The sequence below is a fragment of the Streptomyces sp. NPDC093085 genome (assembly GCF_040683935.1).
Lineage (GTDB): Bacteria > Actinomycetota > Actinomycetes > Streptomycetales > Streptomycetaceae > Streptomyces.
Map to the genome: position 1 here is coordinate 148,244 of NZ_JBFBFB010000013.1, position 15,401 is coordinate 163,644.

General features: G+C 70.8%; 12 protein-coding genes. 10 read left to right on the top strand and 2 right to left on the bottom strand.

Annotation, left to right across the window (positions count from 1 at the left end; genetic code table 11):
• The first annotated feature begins 9 nt into the window (after window positions 1-9).
• From nuoE to nuoN, 10 genes are all read left to right on the top strand, one after another.
• Window positions 10-822, top strand: coding sequence for an NADH-quinone oxidoreductase subunit NuoE (gene nuoE / locus AB0O07_RS28775; RefSeq protein WP_365638740.1), 813 nt, complete (start codon window positions 10-12; stop codon window positions 820-822).
• Entirely contained in the window at window positions 822-2,183 is a 1,362-nt protein-coding gene (nuoF, locus tag AB0O07_RS28780; protein WP_365638568.1) for an NADH-quinone oxidoreductase subunit NuoF, read from the top strand. The genes nuoE and nuoF overlap by 1 nt, the downstream gene beginning before the upstream one ends.
• Window positions 2,180-4,801 carry an NADH-quinone oxidoreductase subunit G gene (locus tag AB0O07_RS28785; RefSeq protein ID WP_365638570.1) on the top strand — a complete coding sequence of 874 codons (2,622 nt, stop codon included), beginning with the start codon at window positions 2,180-2,182 and terminating at the stop codon, window positions 4,799-4,801. Before nuoF ends, AB0O07_RS28785 begins: the two co-directional genes overlap by 4 nt.
• Window positions 4,798-6,210, top strand: a complete 1,413-nt coding sequence (nuoH, locus tag AB0O07_RS28790) for an NADH-quinone oxidoreductase subunit NuoH (protein WP_365638572.1) — start codon at window positions 4,798-4,800, stop codon at window positions 6,208-6,210. Before AB0O07_RS28785 ends, nuoH begins: the two co-directional genes overlap by 4 nt.
• Before the next feature lie 61 nt (window positions 6,211-6,271).
• The gene (gene nuoI, locus AB0O07_RS28795; RefSeq protein ID WP_365638575.1) at window positions 6,272-6,844 is read left to right on the top strand and encodes an NADH-quinone oxidoreductase subunit NuoI; all 573 of its coding nucleotides are present in this window, start codon (window positions 6,272-6,274) and stop codon (window positions 6,842-6,844) included.
• A gap of 44 nt (window positions 6,845-6,888) precedes the next feature.
• The gene (locus AB0O07_RS28800; protein ID WP_365638742.1) at window positions 6,889-7,746 is read left to right on the top strand and encodes an NADH-quinone oxidoreductase subunit J; all 858 of its coding nucleotides are present in this window, start codon (window positions 6,889-6,891) and stop codon (window positions 7,744-7,746) included.
• Window positions 7,743-8,042: an NADH-quinone oxidoreductase subunit NuoK gene (nuoK, locus tag AB0O07_RS28805; protein WP_365638577.1), complete on the top strand. Its 300-nt coding sequence runs from the start codon at window positions 7,743-7,745 to the stop codon at window positions 8,040-8,042. The genes AB0O07_RS28800 and nuoK overlap by 4 nt, the downstream gene beginning before the upstream one ends.
• Window positions 8,043-8,056: 14 nt before the next feature.
• On the top strand, window positions 8,057-9,952 hold the full coding sequence (gene nuoL, locus AB0O07_RS28810; protein ID WP_365638580.1) for an NADH-quinone oxidoreductase subunit L: 1,896 nt from the start codon (window positions 8,057-8,059) through the stop codon (window positions 9,950-9,952).
• 5 nt (window positions 9,953-9,957) lie between these two features.
• Window positions 9,958-11,535, top strand: coding sequence for an NADH-quinone oxidoreductase subunit M (locus tag AB0O07_RS28815; protein ID WP_365638582.1), 1,578 nt, complete (start codon window positions 9,958-9,960; stop codon window positions 11,533-11,535).
• Window positions 11,532-13,184 (top strand): NADH-quinone oxidoreductase subunit NuoN, encoded by a 1,653-nt coding sequence (nuoN, locus tag AB0O07_RS28820; protein ID WP_365638585.1) that lies wholly within the window; start codon window positions 11,532-11,534, stop codon window positions 13,182-13,184. The genes AB0O07_RS28815 and nuoN overlap by 4 nt, the downstream gene beginning before the upstream one ends.
• 75 nt (window positions 13,185-13,259) lie before the next feature.
• Here the strand turns inward: nuoN and AB0O07_RS28825 are convergent, their stop codons facing one another.
• Both AB0O07_RS28825 and fahA read right to left on the bottom strand, forming a co-directional pair.
• Window positions 13,260-13,484, bottom strand: a complete 225-nt coding sequence (locus tag AB0O07_RS28825) for a hypothetical protein (RefSeq protein ID WP_365638588.1) — start codon at window positions 13,482-13,484, stop codon at window positions 13,260-13,262.
• Window positions 13,485-13,568: 84 nt separating this feature from the next.
• Window positions 13,569-14,801: a fumarylacetoacetase gene (fahA, locus tag AB0O07_RS28830; protein WP_365638591.1), complete on the bottom strand. Its 1,233-nt coding sequence runs from the start codon at window positions 14,799-14,801 to the stop codon at window positions 13,569-13,571.
• Window positions 14,802-15,401 lie beyond the last annotated feature (600 nt).

Genomic DNA, 15,401 nt, shown 5'->3' on the forward strand with positions numbered 1-15,401 from the left:
AGCCTCGGGATGCCGCAACTCCCCGCCCCCGCCTACCCGGACGAGGTACGGGCCAGGCTGGAGCCGGACGCCCGCGAGATCATCGCCCGCTACCCCGACTCCCGCTCCGCGCTGCTGCCGCTGCTCCACCTCGTCCAGTCCGAGGAGGGGTACGTCTCCCGGACCGGTATGGCCTTCTGTGCCGAACTCCTCGAACTGACCACCGCCGAGGTCACCGCCGTCGCCACCTTCTACTCCATGTACCGGCGCGAGCCCGGCGGCGAGTACCAGGTCGGCGTCTGCACCAACACGCTCTGCGCGGTGCTCGGCGGCGACGCCATCTTCGACGAGCTCAAGCGCCACCTCGGGGTCGGCAACAGCGGCACCACCCCCGACGGCAAGATCACGCTCGAACACATCGAGTGCAACGCGGCCTGCGACTTCGCGCCCGTGGTGATGGTCAACTGGGAGTTCTTCGACAACCAGACCCCGGACACCGCGCTCCGCCTCGTCGACGACCTGCGCGAGGGCCGCACCGTCGAGCCCACCCGGGGCGCCCCGCTCTGCACGTACAAGGAGACCGCCCGGATCCTCGCGGGCTTCCCCGACGAGCGCCCGGGTGCCGTCGCGGCCACCGGCGGCGCCGGCCCCGCCTCGCTCGCCGGGCTCCGGCTCGCCAAGGGCGAGGCCCCGCAGCACGTGGTCGTACGGCCCCGGGACGGCGAACCCCCGCAGGACGCGCCCCGCGACGCCGCCCCGCAGGACGCGCCCCGCGACGTACCCCGCGACGCCGCCCCGCAGGACGCGCCCCGCGACGTACCCGAAGCAGAGGAGGGGGAGTGATGACCATGGCGGCCGAGCTCGACGAGAACGGGACCAGCCCCGAGAAGCTGCTCGCGCCCGTACTGTCCGCCTTCTGGGACCAGCCCGAATCCTGGACACTCGCCACCTACCAGCGCCACGACGGGTACGAGGGGCTCAAGAAGGCCCTGGCCATGACGCCCGACGACCTCATCGCGTACGTCAAGGACGCGGGCCTGCGCGGACGCGGCGGGGCCGGCTTCCCCACCGGGATGAAGTGGCAGTTCATCCCCCAGGGCGACGGCAAGCCGCACTATCTCGTCGTCAACGCGGACGAGTCGGAACCCGGCACCTGCAAGGACATCCCCCTCCTCTTCGCCAACCCGCACGCCCTCATCGAGGGCATCGTGATCGCCTGCTACGCCATCCGCTCCCGGCAGGCCTTCATCTATCTCCGCGGCGAGGTCGTCCCCGTACTCCGCCGCCTCCACGAGGCCGTGCGCGAGGCGTACGAGGCCGGATACCTCGGCACGGACATCCTGGGCAGCGGGCTCGACCTCGACATCGTCGTACACGCGGGCGCGGGCGCGTACATCTGCGGCGAGGAGACCGCGCTGCTCGACTCCCTGGAGGGGCGCCGCGGACAGCCCCGGCTCCGGCCTCCCTTCCCGGCGGTGGCCGGCCTGTACGCCTGCCCCACTGTGGTGAACAACGTCGAGTCCATCGCGTCGGTTCCCGCGATCCTCAACCGGGGCAAGGAGTGGTTCCGGTCGATGGGCAGCGAGAAGTCCCCGGGCTTCACGCTCTACTCGCTCAGCGGCCATGTCGCGGGACCCGGCCAGTACGAGGCCCCGCTCGGCATCACCCTCCGCCAGCTCCTCGACATGAGCGGCGGCATGCGGGCCGGCCACCGCCTCAAGTTCTGGACCCCCGGCGGCTCCTCGACCCCGATGTTCACCGAGGAACACCTCGACGTACCGCTCGACTACGAAGGCGTCGGCGCCGCCGGATCCATGCTCGGCACCAAGGCGCTCCAGTGCTTCGACGAGACCACCTGTGTCGTCCGGGCCGTCACCCGCTGGACCGAGTTCTACGCGCACGAGTCCTGCGGCAAGTGCACCCCCTGCCGCGAAGGCACGTACTGGCTCGTCCAGTTGCTCCGCGACATCGAGGACGGCAAGGGCGAACTCTCCGACCTGGACAAGCTGAACGACATCGCCGACAACATCAACGGCAAGTCGTTCTGCGCGCTCGGCGACGGCGCCGCCTCCCCGATCTTCTCCTCGCTCAAGTACTTCCGCGCCGAGTACGAGCAGCACATCACCGGCAAGGGCTGCCCCTTCGACCCCGCCAGGTCCACCGTGTGGGCCGACCGGAACCCGCACCTGGAGGTGAACGCGTGACGGTGACGACAAACGCCCCCTCCGGGGGCGGTGACGCCGCGGTTCCGCCGGAAGATCTCGTCTCGCTGACCATCGACGGCCTGGAGATCTCCGTCCCCAAGGGGACCCTCGTCATCCGCGCCGCCGAACAGCTCGGCATCGAGATCCCGCGCTTCTGCGACCACCCGCTGCTCGACCCGGCCGGCGCCTGCCGGCAGTGCATCGTGGAGGTGGAGGGCCAGCGCAAGCCCATGGCGTCCTGCACGATCACCTGCACCGACGGCATGGTCGTCAAGTCGCAGTTGACGTCACCGGTCGCCGAGAAGGCGCAGCGCGGGGTGATGGAGCTGCTGCTCATCAACCACCCGCTGGACTGCCCGGTCTGCGACAAGGGCGGCGAGTGCCCGCTCCAGAACCAGGCCATGCAGGTCGGCGACCCGGACACCCGCTTCGAGGGCAAGAAGCGGACCTTCCAGAAGCCGGTCCCCATCTCCACCCAGGTGCTCCTCGACCGCGAACGGTGCGTGCTCTGCGCCCGCTGCACCCGCTTCTCCAACCAGATCGCGGGCGACCCGATGATCGAGCTGATCGAGCGGGGCGCGCTCCAGCAGGTCGGCACGGGGGAGGGCGACCCGTTCGAGTCGTACTTCTCCGGGAACACCATCCAGATCTGCCCGGTCGGCGCGCTCACCTCGGCCGCGTACCGCTTCCGCTCCCGCCCCTTCGACCTGGTCTCCTCGCCCAGCGTCTGCGAGCACTGCGCGGGCGGCTGCGCGACCCGCACCGACCACCGGCGCGGCAAGGTCATGCGGCGGATGGCGGCGAACGACCCCCAGGTCAACGAGGAATGGCTCTGCGACAAGGGCCGCTTCGGCTTCCGGTACGCACAGCAGCGCGACCGGCTCACCACCCCGCTGGTACGGAACGCGGACGGCGTCCTGGAGCCGGCGAGCTGGCCCGAGGCGCTGGAGGCGGCGGCGCGCGGGCTCGCGGGCGCCCGGGACAGGACCGCCCGCACCGGAGGCACCGGTGTCGGCGTGCTCACCGGCGGGCGGCTCACCGTCGAGGACTCCTACGCGTACGCCAAGTTCGCGCGGGTCGCCCTCGACACCAACGACATCGACTTCCGGGCCCGGACGCACAGCGCCGAGGAGGCCGACTTCCTCGCCGCGTATGTCGCGGGCCGGGGCCATGACCTCGACGGTACGGGGATCACGTACAGCGCCCTGGAGGCCGCCCCGGCGGTGCTGCTGGCGGGGTTCGAGTCGGAGGAGGAGGCGCCCGGCGTCTTCCTGCGGCTGCGCAAGGCGCGCCGCAAGCACGGGCAGCGGACGTACGCGCTGGCCACGCACGCCACCCGGGGGCTGACGAAGGCGGGCGGCACGCTGCTGCCCGCCGCGCCCGGCACCGAGACCGAGTGGCTCGACGCACTCGCCTCCGAGACCGGTCTCGACGAGGACGGTACGGCCGCCGCGCGGGCCCTGCGCGAGGCCGGGGCGGTGATCGTCGTCGGCGAGCGGCTCGCGGGGGTCCCCGGCGGGCTGACCGCCGCCGCGCGCACCGCCACAGCGACCGGCGCCCGGCTGGTGTGGATCCCGCGCCGGGCCGGGGAGCGCGGCGCGGTGGAGGCGGGCGCGCTGCCCTCGCTGCTGCCCGGCGGCCGGCCCGCCACCGACGCGCGGGCGCGCGAGGAGACGGCGGCGGTGTGGGGCGTACGGCAGCTCCCGCACGCGTACGGCCGCGACACCGGGCAGATCGTCCGGGCCGCCGCCACCGGCGAGCTGGGCGCGCTGCTGGTCGCGGGCGTCGAGGTGGCGGACCTGCCGGACCCGGCGGGCGCGCGGGCGGCGCTGGACGCGGTGGGCTTCCTGGTCTCGCTGGAGCTGCGGCCGAGCGAGGTCACCGAACGGGCCGATGTGGTGCTGCCGGTCGCGGCGGTCGCCGAGAAGCCCGGGACCTTCCTCAACTGGGAGGGCAGGGCGCGGCCGTTCGAGGCGGCGCTGAAGCCGGACCAGATGACCCGGCGGCTCGCCCCGACCGACGCCCGGGTGCTCCACATGCTGGCGGACGCGATGGCCGCTGATGGATCACGTGACCTGGGGCTGCCGGATCTGCGGGCCGTACGGAACGAACTCGACCGGCTCGGCGGCTGGTCGGGGCCGCGCGCCACGGAGCCGCTGGAACCCTCCCGTCCGCTGCCCAGGGCCGGCGAGGGCGAGGCGGTCCTCGGGGGCCACCGGATGCTCCTCGACCAGGGGCTGCTCCAGGAGGGCGACACGGCGCTGGCCGGCACCCGGCACGCCGCGGTGGCCCGGCTCTCGGCCGCGACGGCCGCCGAGACGGGCGTCAAGAACGGCGACGACCTCGCCGTGACCGGGCCCGCCGGGACGGTCACCCTGCCGCTCGCGGTGACGGAGATGCCCGACCGGGTGGTCTGGCTGCCGATGAACTCCACGGGCGGCGGCGTCCTCTCGGACACCGGCTCGCAGCCCGGGACGCTGGTCCGGATCGGCCCGGCGGAGACGGTACGTACGGCGGCGGACGGCTCGCCGCAGGACGCGCCGCCGCAGGACACCCCGCCGGAGAACGGCCCGTCGCGGGGCGGCTCCGCCGACGAAGCACCGGAGGTGCGCTCATGATCGCCCTCGCCCCGCTCGCCGCCCCGCTCACCGCGGCGCCGGGGAGCGTGCTGGCGGCCGAGGACCTGTCGATGTTCGGCCGCGACCCCTGGTGGCTCGTGGTCGTCAAGGCGGTGTTCTGTTTCGCCTTCCTGATGGTGACGGTCCTCTTCTCCATCGTGTGGGAGCGCAAGGTCGTCGCCTGGATGCAACTGCGCATCGGCCCCAACCGGCACGGCCCCTGGGGCATGCTCCAGTCGCTCGCCGACGGCGTGAAGCTGATGTTCAAGGAAGACATCATCGTCAAGCGCGCCGACAAGGTCGTCTACATCCTGGCGCCGATCATCGCGGCGATCCCGGCCTTCATGGCGATCGCGGTGATCCCCTTCGGCCCCGCCGACAACCAGGTCTCGATCTTCGGCCAGCGCACCACGATGCAACTGACCGACCTGCCCATCGCGATGCTCTACATCCTCGCGGTCGCCTCGGTCGGCATCTACGGGATCGTCCTCGCGGGGTGGTCGTCCGGGTCGACGTATCCGCTGCTCGGCGGGTTGCGCTCGTGCGCGCAGATGATCTCGTACGAGATCGCCATGGGCGCCGCGTTCGCGTCGGTCTTCCTCTACTCCGGGTCGATGTCGACCTCGGCGATCGTGGAGGCGCAGCAGGACCGCTGGTTCATCCTGCTGCTGCCGGTCTCCTTCGTCCTCTACATCATCACGATGGTCGCGGAGACCAACCGCAACCCGTTCGACATGCCGGAGTCCGAAGGCGACCTGGTCGGCGGCTTCAACACCGAGTACTCGTCCATCAAGTTCGCGATGTTCATGCTCGCCGAGTACGTCAACATGGTCACCGTCTCGGCCGTCGCCACCACGCTCTTCCTCGGCGGCTGGCGCGCCCCGTGGCCCATCTCCACCTTCTGGGAGGGCGCCAACCAGGGCTGGTGGCCGATGCTCTGGTTCGTCCTCAAGGTCCAACTCCTGCTGTTCTTCTTCATCTGGCTGCGCGGCACGCTGCCCCGCGTCCGTTACGACCAGTTGATGAAGCTCGGCTGGAAGGTCCTGATCCCCGTCTCGGTGGTCTGGCTGATGCTGGCGGCGACCGCGCGGGCGCTGCGGAACGAGAACTACCCCTTCCAGACGATCCTGCTGTACGCGGTCGGCGCGATCCTCACCCTCCTGCTGCTCTCGTTCGTCGTGGACATGTTCCGCGACCGCAAGGAGCGGGCCGAGGCGGAGAACGAGCCCGAGCCACCGGCCTTCGACCCGATGGCGGGCGGTTTCCCCGTACCGCCGCTGCCCGGACAGACGCTGCCGCCGGTCCCGCGCAGGCAGCCGCGACGCGAGCGGGAGCTGATTGTCAGTGGCGGGGGCAATACTGTGAGTGACGGTACGGAGAGTGACGGAAAGGAGGCCGGCGGTGTCTGAATCTTCGACGGAGGATCGCGGAGGGAAAGACTCCCAGCCCGGGGGAGAGCAGGGACCGGGCTTGCCGTGGAACCCGGTGGCCGGCTTCGGGCTGACCTTCAAGGCCATGTTCAAGAAGCGGCTCACGGAGCAGTATCCGGAGACGCCGAAGGTGACGGCGCCGCGCTTCCACGGCCGGCACCAGCTCAACCGCCACCCGGACGGCCTGGAGAAGTGCATCGGCTGCGAGCTGTGCGCCTGGGCCTGTCCCGCCGACGCCATCTATGTGGAGGGCGCGGACAACACGGACGAGGAGCGCTACTCGCCGGGCGAGCGGTACGGCCGCGTCTACCAGATCAACTACGCCCGGTGCATCCTCTGCGGGCTCTGCATCGAGGCGTGCCCCACCCGGGCGCTCACGATGACCAACGAGTTCGAGCTCGCCGACCGCACCCGCGAGAGCCTCATCTATACGAAGGAAGAGCTGCTCGCCGGGCTCCAGGAGGGCATGGTCGAGACACCGCACTCGATCTTCCCCGGCATGGACGAGCAGGACTACTACCGGGGGCTGGTCACCGAGGCCGCGCCCGGCACCGTTCCGCAAGTGGCCGTCAGCAAGGGCGAGAAGCCGCACGACGAAGGGGTCGGCGCATGAGCCCCCTGACCGGCCCGTTGGCCGCGCCGCCCGTCGGCGGCCTGATGCCGGCGCTCGCCGCCGGATCCACCACATCGACCGGCGAGGCCGTCCAGTTCTGGATCCTCGGCACGGTCGCCGTGGTCGGCGCGCTCTGCACGATCCTCATGAAGAAGGCCGTGCACAGCGCCCTCTGCCTCGCCGCGACCATGATCGTCCTCGCGGTCTTCTACCTCGCGAACGGCGCCTACTTCCTGGGCGTCGTCCAGATCGTCGTCTACACCGGCGCGATCATGATGCTCTTCCTCTTCGTGGTCATGCTCGTCGGGGTCACGGCGGCGGACTCGCTGAAGGAGACCCTGAAGGGCCAGCGCTGGTGGGCCGCGCTCTGCGGGCTCGGCTTCGGCGTCCTGCTCATCACCGGGATCGGCAACGCCTCGCTGCACTCCTTCACGGGGCTCGCCCAGGCCAACGCGGGCGGCAATGTCGAGGGCCTGGCCGCGCTGATCTTCACCAAGTACGTGTTCGCCTTCGAGATCACCGGCGCGCTGCTGATCACGGCGGCGGTCGGCGCGATGGTCCTCACCCACCGGGAGCGCACCGAACGGGCCAGGACCCAGCGCGAGCTGGCCGAGGCCCGGGTGCGCAGCGGCCAGCTCCCGCCGCTTCCCGCGCCGGGGGTCTACGCCCGGCACAACGCGGTGGACATCGCGGGCCTGCTGCCCGACGGCACCCCGTCCGAGCTGACGGTCAGCCGGACGCTGAAGGACCGGGGCCAGATCCGCGACGTATCGGACGAGGCCATCGCGGACCTGCGGGCACTGGAGCAGCGCTCGGCCGAGCGGCTGGGCCGCCCGGATCCCGAGGGCGCGGATGTCGACGGCGCGGATCTCGACAGTGCGGAGAAGGGGGCCCGGCGGTGAATCCGGTCTACTACCTGTATCTCGCCTCGCTGCTCTTCACCATCGGCGCCGCCGGGGTGCTGATCCGGCGGAACGCGATCGTGGTCTTCATGTGCGTCGAGCTGATGCTCAACGCCTGCAACCTGGCGTTCGTCGCCTTCTCCCGGATGCACGGCAACCTCGACGGCCAGATCATCGCGTTCTTCACGATGGTCGTCGCCGCCGCCGAGGTCGTGGTCGGGCTCGCGATCATCGTCTCGCTGTTCCGTTCGCGCCACTCGGCCTCGGTCGACGACGCCAGCCTGATGAAGCTCTGAGGGGTCGCTGAATCGTGGAGAACTTGATTGCGCTGCTCGTCGCGGCGCCTCTGCTCGGAGCGGCGGTGCTGCTCTGCGGCGGCCGCCGGCTCGACCGCACGGGCCACTGGCTCGGCACACTGCTCGCCGCCGCCTCCTTCGTGATCGGTGTGGTGCTCTTCGGGGCGATGCTCGGCCGGGCCACCGACGACCGGACCCTGCTCCAGCACCTCTTCTCCTGGATCCCCGTCGAGGGCTTCCAGGCCGATGTGGCGTTCCGGCTCGACCAGTTGTCGATGACGTTCGTCCTGCTGATCACCGGTGTGGGCACCCTGATCCACATCTACTCGATCGGGTACATGGAGCACGACGAGCGGCGCCGCCGCTTCTTCGGCTATCTGAACCTGTTCCTGGCGGCCATGCTGCTGCTCGTCCTCGCCGACAACTACCTGCTGCTGTACGTCGGCTGGGAGGGCGTGGGCCTCGCCTCGTACCTGCTCATCGGGTTCTGGCAGCACAAGCCGAGCGCGGCGACGGCGGCGAAGAAGGCGTTCCTCGTCAACCGCGTGGGCGACATGGGGCTCTCCATCGCCATCATGCTGCTGTTCACGACGTTCGGGACCTTCGCCTTCGGCCCCGTCTTCGCCGCCACCGGCGACGCTACCGAGGGCAAGCTGACGGCGATCGGCCTGATGCTGCTGCTCGCCGCCTGCGGCAAGTCGGCCCAGGTGCCGCTCCAGTCCTGGCTCGGTGACGCCATGGAGGGCCCGACCCCGGTCTCGGCCCTGATCCACGCGGCGACCATGGTCACCGCCGGCGTCTATCTGATCACCCGCTCCTCCGCGATCTTCAACGCGGCCCCCGACGCCCAACTGGTCGTCGTGGTGGTCGGCGCTGTCACGCTCCTCTTCGGGGCGATCGTCGGTTGCGCCAAGGACGACATCAAGAAGGCCCTCGCCGGGTCGACCATGTCGCAGATCGGCTACATGATCCTGGCGGCCGGCCTCGGCCCGATCGGCTATGTCTTCGCCATCATGCACCTGGTGACGCACGGCTTCTTCAAGGCCGGGCTCTTCCTCGGCGCCGGTTCGGTCATGCACGGCATGAACGACGAGGTCGACATGAGGAAGTACGGCGGCCTGCGGACCTACATGCCGGTCACCTTCGTCACCTTCGGCCTCGGCTATCTGGCGATCATCGGCTTCCCCGGCCTCTCCGGCTTCTTCTCCAAGGACAAGATCATCGAGGCGGCCTTCGCCAAGGGCGGCACCGAGGGGTGGATCCTCGGCGCCGTGACCCTGCTGGGCGCCGCGATCACCGCGTTCTATATGACGCGCGTGATGCTGATGACCTTCTTCGGCGAGAAGCGCTGGCAGCCCGACGCCAAGGGCAACGCGCCGCATCCGCACGAGTCCCCGAAGTCCATGACCATCCCCATGATCGTCCTGGCGGTCGGCTCGGTCTTCGCCGGTGGCTTCTTCTCCATCGGCGACCGCTTCCTGCACTGGCTGGAGCCGGTCACCGGACACGACCACGGGCACGCGCCGGTCAGCGCGGGCGTCGTCACCGGGGCCACCATGGTCGTCCTGGTCCTCGGGGTCGCCCTCGCCTGGTTCATGTACGGCCGCAAGCCCGTCCCCGTGGTCGCCCCGCGCGGCTCGCTCGCCACCCGGGCCGCCCGGCGCGACCTCCTCCAGGACGACTTCAACCATGTGGTCCTGGTCCGGGGCGGCGAACACCTCACCCGCTCGCTGGTCTACGTGGACCACACCCTGGTCGACGGGGTGGTCAACGGCACGGCGGCGTCGTTCGGCGGACTCTCCGGACGGCTCCGCAAGCTCCAGAACGGCTACGCCCGCACCTACGCGGTCTCGATGTTCGGAGGTACGGCAGTGCTCATCGCCGCGACCCTGCTGATGAGGGCGGTGTGACCGATATGTCGTTCCCTCTTCTGACCGCGACGGCGGCGCTGCCCGCGATCGGGGCGGTCGCCACGGCGGCCGTCCCGGCCGCCCGGCGCACCGCCGCCAAGTGGCTGGCGCTGCTCTTCTCGCTCGCCACGGCCGTCCTCGCCGCCATCGTGGTGGTCCGCTTCGAGCCCGGCGGCGCCCGCTACCAGCTCACGGAATCGCACGCCTGGATCGCCGACTTCGGGGTCCGGTACGAGCTGGGCGTGGACGGCATCGGGGTGGCGCTCCTCGCGCTCACCGCGCTGCTCGTCCCCTTCGTGATCCTGGCCGGCTGGCACGACGCCGACCCTCTGGAGGAGGCCGCCCCCAACCGCCGCTGGCGGCCCACCCAGGGGTTCTTCGCGCTGATCCTCATGGTCGAGGCGATGGTGATCCTCTCCTTCGAGGCCACCGATGTCTTCCTCTTCTATGTCCTCTTCGAAGCCATGCTCATCCCGATGTACTTCCTCATCGGCGGCTTCGGCGACCGCGCCCATGCGGGCGGCGACGAGGCGGCGGCCACCCAGCGCTCGTACGCGGCCGTCAAGTTCCTCCTCTACAACCTGGTCGGCGGCCTGATCATGCTGGCCGCCGTCATCGGCCTCTATGTGGTCGCGGGCTCCTTCTCGCTCGCCGAGATCGCCGAGGCGCGGGCGAGTGGTTCGCTCACCATGGCGACGAACACGGAGCGCCTGCTCTTCCTCGGCTTCTTCTTCGCCTTCGCGGTGAAGGCCCCGCTCTGGCCGCTGCACACCTGGCTGCCCAACGCCATGGGCGAGGCCACCGCGCCCGTCGCCGTCCTCATCACCGCGGTCGTCGACAAGGTCGGCACCTTCGCGATGCTCCGCTTCTGCCTCCAGCTCTTCCCCGAGGCGTCGAAGTGGGCCACGCCGGTGATCCTGGTGCTGGCGCTGGTCAGCATCGTCTACGGGGCGCTGCTCGCGGTCGGCCAGCGCGACATGAAGCGGCTGATCGCCTATGCGTCGATCTCCCACTTCGGCTTCATCATCATGGGCATCTTCGCCATGACCAGCCAGGGCCAGTCGGGCGCCACGCTCTACATGGTCAACCACGGGATCTCCACGGCCGCGCTGATGCTGGTGGCCGGCTTCCTGATCTCGCGGCGCGGCTCGCGCCTCATCGCCGACTACGGCGGGGTCCAGAAGGTCGCCCCGGTCCTCGCCGGGACGTTCCTGATCGGCGGGCTCGCCACCCTCTCGCTGCCCGGACTCTCCCCGTTCGTCAGCGAGTTCCTGGTCCTCGTCGGCACGTTCAGCCGGTATCCGGTGATCGGCATCATCGCCACCTTCGGCATCGTGCTCGCCGCGCTCTATGTCCTCGTCCTCTACCAGCGCACCATGACCGGCGCGGTCAAGGACGAGGTCAGGGCCATGCCGGACCTGCGGGTCCGGGAGCTGGTGGTGGTCACCCCGCTGATCGCGCTCCTCCTCTTCCTGGGCGTCTATCCCAAGCCGCTGACCCAGATCGTCAACCCGGCGGTGGAGCACACGATGTCCGACGTACAGCAGACCGATCCCCAGCCCGAGGTGGAGGCCGCCCGATGAGTGCGACTGCCGTCCACAACCTGTGGACAACGACGGCGGCCGACGGATTCACCAAGATCCCGGCTCCGAAGATCGAGTACGCGCAGCTCTCGCCCGTACTGATCGTGGTGGCCGCCGGGGTGCTGGGCATCCTGGCCGAGGCGTTCGTGCCCCGCAAGGCGCGGTACCACACCCAGCTCTTCCTCTCCTTCGTCGCGCTGGCCGCCTCCTTCGCCGCGGTGGTCGCGCTCGCGGCGGGCGGGTACGGCACGACGAAGAAGCACATCGCCGCCATGGGCGCCATCGCCGTCGACGGCCCCACGCTCTTCCTCCAGGGCACGATCCTGCTCGCCTCGGTCGTCGCCGTCTTCACCTTCGCCGAGCGCAGGCTCGACCCGGAGGCGCACGGCAACCGCGTCGACTCCTTCGTCGCGCAGGCCGCAGCCGTCCCCGGCGGCGCGAGCGAGAAGGCCGCCGTCAAGGCCGGGTTCACCACCACCGAGGTCTTCCCGCTGCTGCTCTTCGCGGTCGCCGGGATGCTGGTCTTCCCGGCCGCCAACGATCTGCTGACCCTCTTCATCGCGCTGGAGGTCTTCTCCCTCCCGCTCTATCTGCTCTGCGCCCTGGCCCGCCGCAAGCGCCTCATGTCGCAGGAGGCCGCCGTCAAGTACTTCCTCCTCGGCGCGTTCTCCTCGGCGTTCCTGCTCTTCGGGATCGCCCTGCTCTACGGGTACGCGGGCTCCGTCGCGTACGCCCGGATCGCGGAGGTCGTCGACGGCACGGTCCAGAGCGTGAACCCGGCGCTCGCCGACACCATGGGCAACGACGCCCTGCTGCTCATCGGCGGCGCGATGGTCCTGATGGGGCTGCTCTTCAAGGTCGGCGCTGTCCCGTTCCACATGTGGACCCCGGACGTCTACCAGGGCGCGCCCACCCCGGTCACCGGCTTCATGGCGGCGGCCACGAAGGTCGCCGCGTTCGGCGCGCTGCTCCGCCTGCTGTACGTGGTCCTCCCGGGCCTGCGCTGGGACTGGCGGCCGGTGATGTGGGGCGTCGTCATCGTCACGATGCTGGGCGGCGCGATCGTCGCCATCACCCAGACCGACATCAAGCGGCTCCTCGCGTACTCCTCGATCGCACACGCCGGGTTCATCCTGGCCGGTGTGATCGCGGGCACCGGCGCCGGGATCTCGTCGGTCCTCTTCTACCTGGCGGCGTACTCCTTCGTGACGATCGGCGCGTTCGCCGTGGTCACCCTGGTCCGCGACGCGGGCGGCGAGGCCACCCACCTCTCCAAGTGGGCCGGCCTGGGCCGCCGTTCCCCCCTGGTCGCCGCGGTCTTCGCGGTCTTCCTCCTCGCCTTCGCCGGTATCCCGCTGACCTCCGGCTTCTCCGGCAAGTTCGCGGTCTTCAAGGCGGCGGCGGAGAGCGGCGCGGGGGTCCTGGTGGTGATCGGTGTGATCGCCTCGGCCATCGCGGCCTTCTTCTACCTGCGGGTCATCGTCCTGATGTTCTTCAGCGACCCCACCCCGGAAGGCCCCACGGTCGCCGTCCCCTCCCCCCTCACCACCACGGCCATCGCCGTAGGCGTCCTGGTCACCCTCGTCCTCGGCCTGGCACCCCAGTACTTCCTGGACCTGGCGGGCCAGGCGAGCGGCTTCGTCCGGTAGGGCCGGCGCGCAGGCGGAAACGACCGGGCCCGGCACCTCCTCGGGGGAGGCGCCGGGCCCGGTCGCGTCGGCGGGTCACGTCGTGCTGACGCGGGACGCGTAGGCCCGCACCTCGCGCGAGGGGTCCGCCCCGGCCCGTACCAGCTCCGGGAGCGCGTCCACCGAGATCAGGGCACGGACCGTCTGCTGCCTGACCCCGGTGTCCGGGGCGTCGAGCGTACGGGCGTACAGCGCCGCGTCCCCCAGCCGCAGCGCCCGCAGCACCTCCACCGCCCCCGCCCGTACGACCGGATCCGCCACCGCTCCCACCCGTCGGCCACTGCTCCTGCCCCGGTACCTGGATCCGCCCCCGCCCCGCCCCTGAGTCTGTCCTCGCCCCTGCCCCTAAGCCTGCCCCTGTGCCTGGACCCGTCCCCGCACCTCGCCCAGGCCCACCCGGGTGCCGTCCGGGCCCGGGGCCCAGGCGGTCAGGGTGATCTCGTCGCCGTCCTCCAGGAAGGTGCGCTTGCCGCCGGGCAGCTCGATGGGCTCCGTACCGTTCCACGCCAGCTCCAGCAGGGAGCCGCGCTGGGCGCGCTCGGGGCCGCTGACCGTGCCGGAGGCGAAGAGGTCCCCGGTGCGTACGGAGGCCCCGTTGACCGTGAGATGGGCGAGCTGCTGCGCCGCCGTCCAGTACATCGTGGAGAAGGGGGGCTCGGAGATCACCTCGCCGTTGAGGGCGACCGAGATCCGCAGATCGAATCCGCCCGGCTCCTCTTCCTCCGCGTCATCCAGATAGGGGAGAAGGGGGACGGTACGGAGCGGCGGCGCGACCCGGGCCGCGTCCAGCGCCTCCAGCGGGGTCACCCACGCGGCGACCGAGGTGGCGAAGGACTTGCCGAGGAAGGGGCCGAGCGGCACGTACTCCCAGGCCTGGATGTCCCGCGCCGACCAGTCGTTGAGGAGGGAGAGGCCGAAGACATGGTCCCGGAACGAGGCCAGCTCCACCGGGGTGCCCTGGCGGGACGGGGTGCCGACGACGAAGGCCACCTCCGCCTCGATGTCCAGCTTCGTGGAGGGCCCGAAGAGCGGCGCCGGGTCGGCGGGCGCCTTGCGCTGGCCCGACGGGCGCGTCACCGGCGTACCGGAGACGACGACCGTGCCGGAGCGGCCGTGGTAACCGATCGGCAGATGCTTCCAGTTGGGGGTCAGCGGCTCGCCGTCCGGGCGGAAGACGTGGCCCACGTTGGTGGCGTGGTGCTCGCTCGCGTAGAAGTCGACGTAGTCGCCGATCTCGTACGGCAGATGGAGCGTCACCGCGCCCAGCGGGTGGAGCAGGGGCTCTATGGCGGGGCGGTGCGCGGGCACCGTCACCCAGGCGGTGAGCGCCCGGCGGACATCGCGCCAGGTGGTGCGCCCCGCCGCCATCAGGGGGTTGAGGCTGGACCTGGCCAGCAGCGCCGCGTACGGGGAGCCCAGCGCGTGCGCGGCGGCCCCCGCGTCGAGCACGTGATCGCCGATACGGACACCGAGCCGCCGGCGGTCGGGCTCGTCGGCGGTCGAGAAGACTCCGTACGGCAGATTGTGCGGGCCGAAGAGATCGTCCTCGGCCGGTTCGAGCGGGCTCTGCTCGGGCATCGGTGCTGCCTCGCTTTCCGGATCGATACGGGACACGTTACGTCGGTGTTGCCCAGCGCAGGCGGAAATAAAAAGCGCGCAGTGACCGAGCGTTGACCGGAAAACGCGAGGTGGGGCCGGAGGTCGGGGCCCGGTACGGCGTGCGGGCGGGGCGAGGACGGGACGCGACCGGGACGGGATGGGGGCGGGGACGGGGCGGAATGGGGGAGGATCTCCGGGTGTACCGGCGGTAGCCCCTGGCATGTGTCAGGGGGACGGCCGGGGGGACCGTCAGGGGGATGTCGGGGGGATGTCGGGGAAACGGGCCCGGGAAATCCCAGGGGGGTCTCCGGGAGTTGCGTGTGGGGTCCGAGGGAAGTCTCTGGGGGAGCCGGGGAGATCTCCCCGGGAGGTTCCGTGAAGGCCGCGCGAAGGGAGGGGTTGCCCGTCGTTCACTCCGGGGTCGACCCGCGTTCCGGACATATGGGTCTCTCCTGGTGGAATCGCCGATCCCGAACATACCGGCGGAGCCGGGAAGGCGCCCATGGTGATCGAAAGCCGACCGGATACGCTGACTTGAGTGATGGCAGCGACACATCGACATTCCGTGTGATCGTCAGC

Bases quoted from the DNA above. Each gene is read 5' to 3' on its own strand.
- nuoE (WP_365638740.1), top strand. From the start codon at position 10: ATGCCGCAACTCCCCGCCCCCGCCTACCCGGACGAGGTACGGGCCAGG.
- nuoF (WP_365638568.1), top strand. From the start codon at position 822: ATGACCATGGCGGCCGAGCTCGACGAGAACGGGACCAGCCCCGAGAAG.
- nuoH (WP_365638572.1), top strand. From the start codon at position 4,798: ATGATCGCCCTCGCCCCGCTCGCCGCCCCGCTCACCGCGGCGCCGGGG.
- AB0O07_RS28800 (WP_365638742.1), top strand. From the start codon at position 6,889: ATGCCGGCGCTCGCCGCCGGATCCACCACATCGACCGGCGAGGCCGTC.
- AB0O07_RS28815 (WP_365638582.1), top strand. From the start codon at position 9,958: ATGTCGTTCCCTCTTCTGACCGCGACGGCGGCGCTGCCCGCGATCGGG.
- nuoN (WP_365638585.1), top strand. From the start codon at position 11,532: ATGAGTGCGACTGCCGTCCACAACCTGTGGACAACGACGGCGGCCGAC.
- fahA (WP_365638591.1), bottom strand. From the start codon at position 14,801: ATGCCCGAGCAGAGCCCGCTCGAACCGGCCGAGGACGATCTCTTCGGC.